We start from the raw sequence: 12,388 nt of genomic DNA, 5'->3' as shown, positions 1-12,388 counted from the left end.
AAATGGCACAGTCTACCAGCCTGCCGCCGGGCTGGGCAGGTGGCTCAAACCGTCGCGCTAGGCAGCAGCGCGCGGGTACGGGCGTGCATGTCGAGACGCGCGCCGAGGCGCACCAGGTTCCAGTAGTGGCCGTTGAGGGTGCGTGACAGCAGCAGGGTATCCGCCGGCGGCTGCAGACGGTCCATGGCCGCCCACACCTTCGGGGAGAGATCGCGCAGCCGGCGATGCACCCGCACGTCGCCGAAATCCTGCTCGCCGGGCTGGAAAAGCGGGGACACCGCCTCGGCCGACTCGCGGTAGAGCGACAGCGGGGCACCCTGCCCCTGGCGGCCACCGAGTTCGAGCAGTGCGGCGTCCATGGCCATGGCATCGCCCTCGAGGGTCGCCTCGAGCAGATGCATCATCGCCGTGAGGCGTGCCTCCGGCACCGGGATCACCGCGCCCAGATCGTAGATCACCAGGCGCCCCGCCTCGTCCGCGGCGAAATTGCCGGCGTGGGGGTCGGCGTGCAGCTCGCCATGGGTGAAGAGCTCCTCGGTCAGCCAGTCGGCAAGCGTCGTCGCCACCTGCTGGCGCCGCTCATGATCGGCCTGCTCGAGATCACGCAGCGGGGTGCCGGCCACGTAGCGCATGGCCAGCACCCGGGGGCCGGAGAACTCGGGCAGCGGCTCGGGGATCACCAGACGCTCGAGATGGGCGTAGCGCTCGCGATAGCGGGCCAGCGCCTCGGCCTCGGCCTCGGCATGATAGTCGAGCTCGCCGCGCAGGCTCACCGCCAGCTCCTCGAACAGCGCATCTAGGCGCGCCTGGGGCACCTTGAACCAGCGCCCCAGACGCATCAGGCGCCGCACCTGGGCCAGATCGCTCTCCAGCACCTCGGCGAGACCGGGATACTGCACCTTGAGCACCAGGGTCTCGCCGTCGTGAGTCACGGCACGATGCACCTGCCCCATGGAGGCGCTGGCGAAGGGGCGGTGCTCGATCTCGCGAAACGTCGCATCGAGATCGCCGTACTGCTCGACCAGGGTGCGCCGGATACCCTCCCAGGGCATCGGTTCGGCCTGACGCTGGAGGCGGGCGAGTTCCTCGGCGAGGTCCGGCGGCAGGAGGTCGTCCCACTGGGACATGATCTGAGCCAGCTTCATGGCCGGCCCCTTGAGCTCCGAGAGCCCCTCGAAGAGCGCCTCGCCCAGGGCCCGCCAGTCGGCCTGTCCGCCCAACCGGGTGCGGATCAGCGCCCCGCCGGTGCGGGCGCCGAGGCCCAGCAGGCGTCGAGTACGGCCACGTTCGCGCATCGCCTTATCTCCTCTCGAGAATTTGTACAACCATTGTACACCTAGCGATCAGCTTACACCTGGCGAGGCGCCGAGAATACTGGAAGAATGTCCATGTCATTTCCGCCGACGAGCCGCCATGCGCCTGATCATCGCCGAAAAACCGAGCCTGGGCCGGGCCATCGCCGACGCGCTGCCCGGCAGCCCACGCCGCCACGACGGGGCCGTCGTGGTCGGCGACACCACGGTCACCTGGTGTCTGGGGCATCTGCTGGAGCAGGCGCCGCCGGACGCCTACGACCCCGCCCTCAAGCAGTGGCGCCTCGACCACCTGCCGATCCTGCCGAGCCGCTGGAAGCTGATGCCCCGACCCAAGGCGCGCGGCCAGCTGGCGGTGATCCGCAAGCTGCTCAAGGACGCCCGCGAGGTGGTTCACGCCGGCGACCCGGACCGCGAGGGGCAGCTGCTGGTACAGGAGGTGATCGAGCACCTGGGCTGGAAGGGCCCGGTCTCGCGCCTGCTGGTCAGCGACCTCAACCGTCCGGCGGTCAAGCGGGCGCTGGGGCGGCTCGAGGACAATGCCCGCTACACGCCTCTCTATCGGGCGGCCCAGTCTCGAGCCCGGGCCGACTGGCTCTACGGCATCAACCTGACCCGCGCCTGGACGGTCAGCGGGCGACAGGCCGGCCACGACGGGGTGCTCTCGGTGGGCCGGGTGCAGACGCCGGTGCTGGGGCTCGTCGTGCGCCGCGACGCCGAGATCCGCGACTTCCGGCCCACGCCCTTCTTCGTGCTGTGGGCCGATCTCGCCGTCGCGCAGGGGCGGCTGAGGGCCTGGTGGCAGCCCGGCGAAGCCCATCCCCTGGACGATCAGGGGCGATTGCTGGCGCGGGAACCCGCCGCCTCCCTGGCCGAGCGCCTGCCCGGCGCCCAGGGCCGGCTGACCCAGCTGGAGAGCCGCGACAAGCGCCAGGCCGCGCCCCTGCCCTACTCGCTCTCGGCGCTGCAGGTGGACGCGGCGCGGCGCCACGGGCTCTCGGCCAAGGCGACCCTGGACGTCTGCCAGCGTCTCTACGAGCGCCATCAGCTGATCACCTACCCGCGCTCGGACTGTCGCTACCTGCCCGAGGAGCACTTCGCCGCCGCCCGGGCCACGCTCGAGGGCGCCTGTCGCGCCGATGACACCCTGCGTGGCTGGCTCGCCGGCGCGGATTTCTCGCGTCGCTCCAAGGCCTGGAACGACAAACAAGTCGGCGCGCACCACGCCCTGGCGCCCACCGGCAAGCCCGCCGACCTCGCGCGTCTCGAGAAGGCCGAGGCCGACGTCTTCCGGCTGATCGCCCGCAACGTGCTGGCCCAGTTCTACCCGCCGCTGGCCGTGCGCGAGGTCAAGGCGGACTTCCTGATCCTAGAGGAGCCCTTCCGCGCCAAGGGACAGGAGATCCTCGACCCCGGCTGGAAGCCGCTGTTCACCACTCGCGAGGAGGCGCCGCCCTTGCCGCCGCTCACCGAGGGCGAGGCCTGCCGGGTGGCGGAGGCCGGCGTGGAGGATCGCGAGACTCGCGCCCCCGAGCCCTTCACCGACGCCAGCCTGATCAAGGCGATGATGAATATCGCCCGCTACGTCGACGACCCGGCGGTGCGCCGCACCCTGCGCGAACACGACGGCCTGGGCACCGAGGCGACGCGTGCCGGCATCCTCGAGACCCTGGTGGAGCGCGGCTACCTGGTGCGCCAGGCCAAGGCGCTGCGCGCCAGCCGGCTGGGTAGCGCGCTGATCGCCTCACTGCCCGACGCGGCCGGGCGTCCCGAGCGCACCGCCCTGTGGGAGCAGCGGCTGAGCGCCATCGCCGAGCAGGGCGACGATCCGGCCCCCTTCCTGGCGGCGCTGATCGAGGACCTGCGCGGCCTGCTCGGCGCCGCGGACGCCGGCCGGATACGCACCGCGCTCGCCGGCGCCCAGGGCGAACAGGCGCCGACGCCCAAGCCTGGCGCCAAGAGTGCCAAGAGCGGCAAGAAACGCGGCGCCCCCCGCCGCCGCAGCGGTGCCGCGGCCAAACGCCCCCGGAAGACATGACGCACCGCGCCGCCGCCTAGTGTGCTGTAAAAGCGTGCTGCGAACGCTTGCCGCGGACACTTGCCGCCCACGATGCCGCGGCCACGAATTCGAGGAGAAGTGCCATGACCCTGACGCGACACTGGATCGTCGGCCCCGGCGCGCTGGGCCGACTGATCGCCCTGCGGCTGGCCGGCACGGCCGAGGTGACGCTGATCGCCCGCCGCACGCTGCCCGCCGAGCAGACGCTGATCACCCCGGAGCACGCGGCGCTCGTGCGCCGCGTCGACGTGGCCCACATCGAGGCCCTGCCATCGCCGCTCCCCGATGTGGTGCACCTCACCACCAAGGCGCACGGCGCCGAGGCGGCCCACGCCGCCCTGGCCGGCCACCTGCCCGAGGGGGTGCCGCTGGTACTGTGGCAGAACGGCTTCGCCTGCCAGCCGCGGCTCAGCGAGCGCCACGCGGGGCCGGCGCTGTGTGCCAGCACCACCGAGGGAGCGCACGTCCAGGACGATGCCCGGATGACCCATGCCGGGCACGGCCACACCTTCCTCGGCAGTCTCGATGGTCGCCACGGCGAGCTCGCCGCGCGCCTGGCCGAGACGCTCGCCTCGGCGGGCCTTCCCGCCGAGGCGGTCGACGACATCCGGGTGCGCCTGTGGCGCAAGCTCGCCGTCAACGCGGCCATCAATCCGCTGGTGGCCCGGTTCGGCATCCGCAACGGCGAGCTTCGCGACGCCGCCTTCCGCACCCGGGTCGAGGCCCTGCTCGCCGAGCTCGCGCCCATCCTCGCCGCCGAGGGCATCGCACCGCCCGATGGCGAGGCGATCGCGGGCTGGCGGCGCCTGGTGTGGCAGGTCATCGAGGCGACGGCCGCCAACCGCGCCTCCATGCTGCAGGACGTCCAGGCCGGGCGCCTCACCGAACACGAGGCGATCCTCGCGCCGCTGCTCTCTGCGGCCGAGCAGCACGGCCTGGCGGCGCCCGATCTGGCCAATCATCTGACCGCCCTGCGGGCGCGCGCCGACGCATTGGCGCAACCTGGAGGCGGTTGCTAGATTGAGAGGGTGATAATTCCGGGCCGGCATCCCCACTGCCGACTCAAGGTCGGAGATCATGCACCCGAATTCGCGCTTCCTCATCGCCCTGACCGCCCTGCTGGCGGTCATTGCCCTGCCCTGCCAGGCCGACCTCGAGCTTGAACTCGACGCCGACACGGAGATCGAGGCCGACATGCCCGCCTACGGCGGCATCGCCCAACCCCTGGTGCTGCTCGATAACGGCATGCTCGTCCAGGGCGACGACGTCGCTAGCCCCGATGGCGCCACTTCCGGCTTTCGCCTCACCGCCGGCTTCACCCCAAAGAACCTGCCGCGCCTCGATCTGGGCGCCGAGGTCAGCTATCAGCGCAGCGATAACGTGCCGATCACCGGAGAAGACGGTTCGCGGCTTCACGACACCACCAGCCTCGGCGGCAGCCTGCTGGCCGGTGTGCGCGTCGGCGCCCTCGGCCTCTATGCCAAGGCGGGTCTCGCGGAGTGGCAGGGCGACCCCATCGGCTCCGACGATCGCGCCGCGCAACGTCGCGGCACGGCGCGGACCCAGGGCTTCGGGGCTCGCCTGCAGTTTCGCCAGGTGGTCAGCCGCCTCGAATTCGAACAGATCGATGCCCCGGCCATGGTGCACCTCAACCTGATGACCGCCTCGATTCACCTTCCCTTCTGAGATTCTGAGTCCAAGAACCTCTGATTCCCACACTTAAACGATCTCGCCCCGACCAGTGATGGTCGGGGCGAGATCGTGTGCCTGACAGGATCTGGCTGGCGGAAAGGGCTCAGCCGGTATTGCGAAGCCCCGCCGCGATACCCGCCATGGTCACCATCAGGGCCCGCGCCAGGTCCGCGCTGATGGCGCCGTCGGCATCGCGGTTACGCTGCAGCAGCTCGGCCTGGAGGCCGTGTAACGGATCGATGTAGGGATTACGCACATCGATGGCCTGGCGAATCAGCGGCGTGCCCTCCAGCAGCTCCTGCTGGTCGAGCACCTGCAGCACCGCGTCCTGAAGGCGACCGAAGCGCGTCCGCAGCCGCTCCCCCAGCGCCTTGAGGGCCGGCTCGTCGACCAGGCGATGCTCGTAGTAGGCGGCGATATCCACGTCGGCCTTGGCCAGCAGCATCTCCAGCATGTCGAGATAGGTGCCGAAGAAGGGCCACTCCTGGCGCATCTCGCGCAGCAGCTCGAGGCCGCCCGGCGTCTCGAGGCGCTCGCTGAAGGCCTCGCCGCTGCCGAGCCACGCCGGCAGCATCAGGCGGGTCTGGGTCCAGGCGAAGATCCAGGGGATGGCGCGCAGGGTCTCCACCCCGCCGTCCTGGCGACGCTTGGTCGGCCGCGAGCCGAGCGGCAGGCGACCCAGCGCCCCCTCCGGGGTCACCGAGCGGAAGTAGGGCACGAAATCGGGATCCTCACGGACCACGCTCACGTAGGCGCCGTGGGCCACCTTGGCCAGGCGATCCATCTCCTCGCGCCACTCCGCGCGCGGCGACGGCGGCGGCAGCAGGCTCGCCTCGAGCACCGCGCAGGCATAGATCTCCATGGAGCGCAGGGCGATCTCGGGCTGGCCAAACTTGAAGCGGATCATCTCGCCCTGCTCGGTCACCCGCAGGCTGCCGTTCACCGAACCCGGTGGCTGGGAGAGGATGGCCGCATGGGCCGGGCCGCCGCCGCGCCCCACGGTGCCGCCGCGACCGTGGAACAGCGTCAGGTCGACGCCGTGGCGATCGCACACCTCCACCAGCGTCTCCTGGGCGCGGTACTGCGCCCAGGCGGCGGCCAACTGGCCGGCATCCTTGGCAGAGTCCGAGTAGCCGATCATCACCTCCTGGCTATCGCCGGCGAGCTCGCGGTAGCCCGGCAGCGCCAGCAGGTGGTCGATCACCTCGCCGGCATGATCGAGGTCATCGAGGGTCTCGAACAGCGGCGCGATGGGCAGGCTCACGGCGCCGCCCACCTCCTTCATCAGCAGCGCTACGGCCAGCACGTCGGAGGGCTCCCCGGCCATGGAGATGATGTAGGTGCCGAGCGCCTCGCGATGCTCGGAGGCGATCACGCGGAAGGTGTCGATGACCTCGCGGGACTCCGCCGAGCACTCCCAGCGCCGCGGGATCAGCGGGCGCCGGGAGGACAGCTCGGCGAGCAGGAATTCCTGGCGCTTCGCCTCGTCCCAGTCACGATAGTGGCCAAGGCCCAGGCCATCGGTGAGCTCCTCCATCACCTGGGCGTGGCGGCTGGCCTCCTGGCGCAGGTCGAGCTTGGTCAGGGTCACGCCGAACACGGCGACGCGGCGCAGGGTATCGAGCAGCGCGCCGTTGGCGATGGTGTCCAGGCCGACGTCACACAGCGACCGGTAGCAGGCCAGCAGCGGCGCGTAGAGCTGATCGCGGGTCTCGATGATCGGGGCCTCGTCGACGCTGCGCCCATCGAGCTGCGCCTTGGCCCAGTCCCGCGTCGCCTCGACGCGGGTCACCAGACGCTTGAGCAGCTCGCGGTAGGGCTCGGCCACCTCGCCCACCTCGGCGCGCAGCGCGCTGTTGGCCTTCCACATGGAGAGCTCGGCCTTGAGCTGCTCCAGGTCGCGCAGGTAGAGATCGGCGGCCATCCAGCGGCCCAGCAGCAGAACCTCCCGGGTCACCTTGGCGGTGACGTTGGGATTGCCGTCGCGGTCGCCGCCCATCCAGGAGGCGTAGCGGATCGGCGCGGCGTCCAGCGGCAGGCGCTCGCCGGCGGTCTCCAGCAGCAGGTTGTCGAGGTCGCGATGGAAATCGGGCACCGCCTGCCACAGCGAGTTCTCGATCACCGCGAAGCCCCACTTGGCCTCGTCCACCGGGGTCGGCCGCTCGTGACGGATCTCGTCGGTGTGCCAGGCCTGGCTGATCAGCTCCTCCAGGCGCCCCTGGGCGCGCACGCCGCGCTCCGGGTAGTCGCCGGAGGATTCGATGGCGGTCAGGCAGTCGTCGATGGCGTCGTACTTCTGAATCAGGGTCCGCCGGATGACCTCGGTGGGGTGGGCGGTGAGGACCAGCTCGACGCGCATGCCGGCGAGGCTCTCGACCAGCTTGCGCGGCGAGTGGCCGGCGCCCCGGGCACGCTCTAGCAGCTCGGAGAGCACCGGCTGGGTGCCGGGCCGGTAGTCCTCCACCCGGCGAAAGCGCGCCCGGTAGTGCTGCTCGGCGATGTTGGCCAGGTTGAGGAACTGGTTGAAGGCGCGGGTGACCGGCAGCAGGTCGCGGTCGGGCAGCTGGCGCAGGTATTCGATCAGCTCGCGCTGGCTGCCGTCCTCGCCCTGACGCCCGCCCTTGGCGAAGCCGCGGATGGTCTCGATGCGATCGACGAAGCCCGGCCCGAGATCATCGGCGATGGTGCGCCCGAGGCTATCGCCCAGGATACGAACGTTGTCACGCAGTGATTCATGCAGGTCATGGCTCATGGCTGACTCTCTCCTTGCGGCGATTCCTTGAGGGGGACGTCGTGTCGCTTGGCCGCCTGCCAGTGGCGCTCCATGGCCGCGAGGCCCGCCTCGGGCAGCGGCACGTCCTCGGCGGCCAGGGCCGCCTCCAGGTGGCGAAAGCGCCGCTCGAACTTGGCATTGGTGTGGCGCAGGCACTGCTCGGGATCGGCCTTGAGGGTGCGCGCCAGGTTGGTGACGGCGAACAGCAGGTCCCCCACCTCCTCGGCGGCATGCTGGCGATCCCCTTCGGCCAGGGCCTCCTCGACCTCGTCGAGCTCCTCGCGGATCTTCGCCAGCACGCCGCGTGCATCGGGCCAGTCGAAGCCGACCCGAGCCGCCCGCTTGGAGAGCTTGGCGGCGCGCGCGAGTGCCGGCAAAGTGCGCGGCACGTCATCGAGCACCGAGTGGGCCTCGGCGTCATGTGCTCGCTCGGCGCGCTCCTCGGCCTTCAGCGACTCCCAACGCGAGTGCACCTGCCGGGTCTGGACCTCGGCGGCGCTCACGCCCTCGCGACGCGAGGCGAGGGTGCCGTCGGGGAAGACGTGGGGATGACGGTGCAGCATCTTGGCGGTCAGGGTGTCGACCACGTCGTGGAAGTCGAAGCGCCCCTCCTCGGCCGCGAACTGGCTGTAGTAGACCACCTGGAAGAGCAGGTCGCCGAGTTCGCCGGGCAGCTCGTCAAAGGCGCGACGCTCGATGGCATCGGCAACCTCGTAGGCCTCCTCGAGGGTATGGGGGACGATGGAGTCCCAGTCCTGCTGGACGTCCCAGGGGCATCCCTGCTGGGGGTCGCGCAGCACGGCCATCAGCTCGAGCAGGTGGTTCAGATCGTGGCGGGTATCGCTCATGTGGCCTTCCTCTTGCCCTTGCCCTTCTTGCCACCGCCGCGCAGGCGGCGCACCTCGATCACGTTGGGCAGCTGCTGAATACGCGAGAAGAGCCGCCCCAGGGTCTCCAGGCCATCGACCTCGACGGTGATGGACATGCGGGCGATGCCGTCGTCGGTATCGGTGAGGGTGTTGACGGAGAGCACGTTGAGGCGGTCGTTGCTGAGCACGCCGGTGACGTCGCGCAAGAGCCCGGAGCGGTCCCAGGCCTGGATCTCGATGTCCACGGGGTACTGGGTGCGGGCGCGCTCCCCCCACTCCACCTCGATGATGCGTTGCGGCTCATCGAGACGCAACTGCAGGATATTGGGGCAGTCCTGGCGGTGCACGGTGACGCCGCGCCCCTGGGTGATGAAGCCGACGATGGCCTCGCCGGGCACCGGATGGCAGCAGTTGGCCATGCTGGTCTTGAGGTTACCCACGCCGAGCACGGTGATGTCGCCGCCAGAGCCCTTGCCGGCGGCCTTGCGCGGCTTGGCCAGCAGGCGGTCGAGCTGCTCCTGGTCGTCGCTCTCGCCGAACAGCTGCTGGGCCTGGTGCAGCACCTGACCGATGCGCAGGTCGCCGGCCCCCAGGGCGGCATGCATGTCCTCCGGAGTCGGATAGTTGACCTTGTTGGCCAGGCGGGTGAGGTCCATGTCCTCGATGTCGAGGCGCTTCATCTCGCGCTCGAACAGCGCCCGGCCCTCCTCGAGGTTGCGGTCGCGCGCCTGCAGCTTGAACCAGGCCTGGATCTTGGCCCGGGCCCGGGAGGTGCGCACGTAGCCCAGGTTGGGGTTGAGCCAGTCGCGGCTCGGCCCGCTCTTGCTGGCGGTGAGGATCTCCACCTGCTGGCCGGTCTTGAGTCGATAGGTGAGCGGCACGATGCGCCCGTCGACCTTGGCGCCGCGACAGCGATGGCCCACCTCGGTGTGTACCCGGTAGGCGAAGTCGATGGGCGTAGCGACCCGCGGCAGGTCGATGACGTGGCCGTCGGGGGTGAAGACGTAGATGCGATCAGGTGCCACGTCACTGGTCAGCCCCTCGCGCAGGTCGCCGAAGTCGCCGACATCCTCGTGCCACTCGAGCACCTGGCGCAGCCAGGCGATCTTCTCCTCGTAGCTGGCGCTGCGGGCGCTGGTATCGTGCCCCTTGTAGCGCCAGTGCGCGCAGACCCCGAGCTCGGCCTCCTCGTGCATGGCGAAGGTGCGGATCTGGATCTCCAGCACCTTGCTCTCCGGACCGAACACGGCGGTGTGCAGCGACTGGTAGCCGTTCTTCTTGGGGTTGGCGATGTAGTCGTCGAACTCGTTGGGCACGTGGTGCCAGCGCGAGTGGACGATACCCAGCACCGTGTAGCAGTCGCTCACCTCGGGTACCAGGATGCGCACCGCACGGATATCGTGGACCTGGGAGAAGTCGATGCGCTTGAGCTTCATCTTCCGCCAGATCGAATAGATGTGCTTGGCGCGGCCGTCGACCTGATAGCGACGGATGCCCTGGGCCGACATCAGCGACTTGAGGGTCTCCACCACCTCGCTGATGTAGCGGTCGCGATCCTGGCGCCGCTCGGCCAGCTGCCGGGCGATGGTCTTGTAGTCGTCCTCGTGCAGGTAGCGAAAGGAGAGATCCTCGAGCTCCCACTTGAGATGGCCGATACCCAGCCGGTGGGCCAGCGGCGCATAGATGTCGAACACCTCGCGGGCCACCTGCAGGCGCTTCTCGCGCGGGGCATCGCGCACCTGGCGCAGCGCACAGGTGCGCTCGGCGATCTTGATCAGGGCGACGCGCACATCGTCGATCAGGTTGACCAGCATCTTGCGCAGGTTGTCCTGCTGATCGTGCTGGGTCAGGCCCTGGCTGGGCGCCTGGAAGGTGCTGATGGCGGCCATCTGCAGCACGCCATCGATCAACCCGGCCACCTCGCTGCCGAAACGCTTCTCGACCTCCGCGAGGCCGATCAGCCGCTCGCGCACCGCCCGATAGAGCACCGCCGCCTCAAGGGCCGGCTGGTCGAGCTTGAGCTCGCCGAGGATATCGGCCATCTCGAGCCCCATGCGAAAGCTCGAACCGTTCAGTAGCCAGGTCTTGTGAGGGCGCCCGGAGGTCTGTTCCAGGTGCTGGGCGAGCCGGCAGGCCTGATCCATCTCCGCGACGTCACGCAGCTTCACGTCATCCTGCAGGCGCGTCAGCCACAGGTCGATGTCGACCGCCCCATCCTGGGTCAACGGCTGATCCTCACGCACTTTAACCATCGCTTGGCGCTCCTTGGGGGTCGCGAGTCGACCCTGTGAACTCGAACATCAGCATGGATTCCAGGTGGGAGGTGTGCACGAACATGTCGGCGACCGCCGCACGCACGATCCGATATCCCCCCTGCACGAGGTGCGCCGCATCCCGCGACAGGGTCGCCGGATCGCAGGAGACATACAGCAGATGGGGCACCGGGGTCGCCGTCAGCGCCTGACTCACCGCCTCGGCGCCCTCGCGCGGCGGATCCAGCACCACCAGCTCGGGTCGCGTCACCGCGAGCAGCTCGCGCACCGCCGCCGGGTCGTTGAGGTCGGCCTGGTGGGCATCGATATCCAGGCCGTTGGCGTGCGCGTTGTCGGCCAGGCGCTCGACCATCGTCGGGCTGCCCTCCGCCGTGGTGACCCGGGCGCCGGCCGCGGCCAGCGGCAGGCTGAAGTTGCCGACGCCGGCGAACAGATCGAGCGTCCGAGCCTTCTCGACGAGCGACGATAGCCAGGCGAGCGCGGCGCCGACCATCAGGCGATTGACCTCGGCATTGGCCTGGAGAAAGTCCCCGGGGGCGACGCGAAGCGGGATCTCGCCGGATGGCCCCGGCACTCGGCACTCGAGCGCCGGCACCGGCGTCAGCCACTCGAAGGCCGGGCCCTCGCGGCCTAGCCAGCGGGCGAGGTTCACCCCCTGGGCCGCGGCAAAGTCCTGCCAGCGGCGGGTGTCGCCCGCATGCTCGCGCAGCTGGCGTACCACCAGCACCACGCCGCGATCGCTCTCGAGCAACTCGAGGTGCCCCACCTGACGCGGCGCCTCGAGTGCCGAAAGCTGCCGATGCAGGGGCGCCAGCAGGGCCTCCAGGGCCGGCACCAGCACGCGGCAGGAGTCGATGTCGATCAGGCGATGCGTATGGCGCGCGCGAAAGCCGAGATGCACCCGGCCATTGGCATCGACCTTGACGCCCAGGCGGGCGCGACGGCGGTAGTCCTCTCCCGCCCCGGCCAGCAGCTCGGGGGCGTCCTCAAGCGAGATGCCCTGGCGCCCCAGCAGCTCCGTGAGGACCGCTTGCTTGTGGCGGCGCTGGGCCGGCAGGGCCAAGTGCTGAAGGTCGCAGCCGCCGCAACGCCCGAAGTGGGGACAGGGCGGCGCGACGCGCTCCGGCGAGGAAGTCACGAGCTCGCGGACATGCGCCTCGTCGAAGCGCTTGCGGGTGAGATGCACCGCGACTCTTACCCGCTCGCCCGGCAGCGCGCCGTCGACGAACACTGTCTTGCCCTCTGGAGAGCGGGCCACACCCCGCCCGTCGTGGGCCAGGCCCTGGATCTCCAGCAGATCGGGCTCCTGAGAGGCGGCGGGCGTGTGGCGGTCATCGGACTTTCGTCCCTGCAGCCCCGAGACGCCCGACGGGGCCCGTTTCGGTCGGCGCTTGCCCAGCATGGCCATA

8 protein-coding genes are annotated in these 12,388 nt (G+C 70.1%); 3 read left to right on the top strand and 5 right to left on the bottom strand.

What is annotated here, in order from left to right; all coding sequences use genetic code 11:
* Window positions 1-44: 44 nt before the first annotated feature.
* Window positions 45-1,295: an ABC1 kinase family protein gene (locus BM388_RS01055; RefSeq protein WP_089846286.1), complete on the bottom strand. Its 1,251-nt coding sequence runs from the start codon at window positions 1,293-1,295 to the stop codon at window positions 45-47.
* 118 nt (window positions 1,296-1,413) lie between these two features.
* Between BM388_RS01055 and BM388_RS01050 the strand changes: the two genes are divergently transcribed.
* The 3 genes from BM388_RS01050 to BM388_RS01040 all read left to right on the top strand — a co-directional run bounded on the left by BM388_RS01050 (window position 1,414) and on the right by BM388_RS01040 (window position 5,058).
* On the top strand, window positions 1,414-3,351 hold the full coding sequence (locus BM388_RS01050; RefSeq protein ID WP_089846284.1) for a DNA topoisomerase III: 1,938 nt from the start codon (window positions 1,414-1,416) through the stop codon (window positions 3,349-3,351).
* Window positions 3,352-3,455: 104 nt separating this feature from the next.
* Complete coding sequence (locus tag BM388_RS01045) at window positions 3,456-4,391, top strand: ketopantoate reductase family protein (RefSeq protein ID WP_089846282.1); 936 nt, start codon at window positions 3,456-3,458, stop codon at window positions 4,389-4,391.
* Between the two features lie 58 nt (window positions 4,392-4,449).
* Window positions 4,450-5,058, top strand: coding sequence for a hypothetical protein (locus tag BM388_RS01040; protein ID WP_089846281.1), 609 nt, complete (start codon window positions 4,450-4,452; stop codon window positions 5,056-5,058).
* A gap of 109 nt (window positions 5,059-5,167) precedes the next feature.
* Here BM388_RS01040 and ppc read toward each other — a convergent pair whose 3' ends face one another.
* Genes ppc through BM388_RS01020 form a run of 4 tightly spaced genes read right to left on the bottom strand, consistent with a single transcriptional unit; the run spans window position 5,168 to window position 12,387 of the window.
* The gene (ppc, locus tag BM388_RS01035) at window positions 5,168-7,816 is read right to left on the bottom strand and encodes a phosphoenolpyruvate carboxylase (RefSeq protein WP_089846278.1); all 2,649 of its coding nucleotides are present in this window, start codon (window positions 7,814-7,816) and stop codon (window positions 5,168-5,170) included.
* Window positions 7,813-8,685, bottom strand: coding sequence for a nucleoside triphosphate pyrophosphohydrolase (gene mazG / locus BM388_RS01030; protein ID WP_089846276.1), 873 nt, complete (start codon window positions 8,683-8,685; stop codon window positions 7,813-7,815). Before mazG ends, ppc begins: the two co-directional genes overlap by 4 nt.
* Window positions 8,682-10,958 (bottom strand): GTP diphosphokinase, encoded by a 2,277-nt coding sequence (gene relA, locus BM388_RS01025; RefSeq protein ID WP_089846274.1) that lies wholly within the window; start codon window positions 10,956-10,958, stop codon window positions 8,682-8,684. The genes mazG and relA overlap by 4 nt, the downstream gene beginning before the upstream one ends.
* Window positions 10,951-12,387, bottom strand: a complete 1,437-nt coding sequence (locus tag BM388_RS01020; protein ID WP_089846272.1) for a TRAM domain-containing protein — start codon at window positions 12,385-12,387, stop codon at window positions 10,951-10,953. Before BM388_RS01020 ends, relA begins: the two co-directional genes overlap by 8 nt.
* Window position 12,388 lies beyond the last annotated feature (1 nt).

The organism is Halomonas saccharevitans, assembly GCF_900116405.1.
Lineage (GTDB): Bacteria > Pseudomonadota > Gammaproteobacteria > Pseudomonadales > Halomonadaceae > Halomonas > Halomonas saccharevitans.
This window is presented reverse-complemented; position numbering and strand designations above follow the sequence as displayed.

Coding starts and splice junctions, on each gene's coding strand:
- BM388_RS01055 (WP_089846286.1), bottom strand. CDS start 1,295: ATGCGCGAACGTGGCCGTACTCGACGCCTGCTGGGCCTCGGCGCCCGC.
- BM388_RS01050 (WP_089846284.1), top strand. CDS start 1,414: ATGCGCCTGATCATCGCCGAAAAACCGAGCCTGGGCCGGGCCATCGCC.
- BM388_RS01045 (WP_089846282.1), top strand. CDS start 3,456: ATGACCCTGACGCGACACTGGATCGTCGGCCCCGGCGCGCTGGGCCGA.
- BM388_RS01040 (WP_089846281.1), top strand. CDS start 4,450: ATGCACCCGAATTCGCGCTTCCTCATCGCCCTGACCGCCCTGCTGGCG.
- ppc (WP_089846278.1), bottom strand. CDS start 7,816: ATGAGCCATGACCTGCATGAATCACTGCGTGACAACGTTCGTATCCTG.
- mazG (WP_089846276.1), bottom strand. CDS start 8,685: ATGAGCGATACCCGCCACGATCTGAACCACCTGCTCGAGCTGATGGCC.
- relA (WP_089846274.1), bottom strand. CDS start 10,958: ATGGTTAAAGTGCGTGAGGATCAGCCGTTGACCCAGGATGGGGCGGTC.
- BM388_RS01020 (WP_089846272.1), bottom strand. CDS start 12,387: ATGGCCATGCTGGGCAAGCGCCGACCGAAACGGGCCCCGTCGGGCGTC.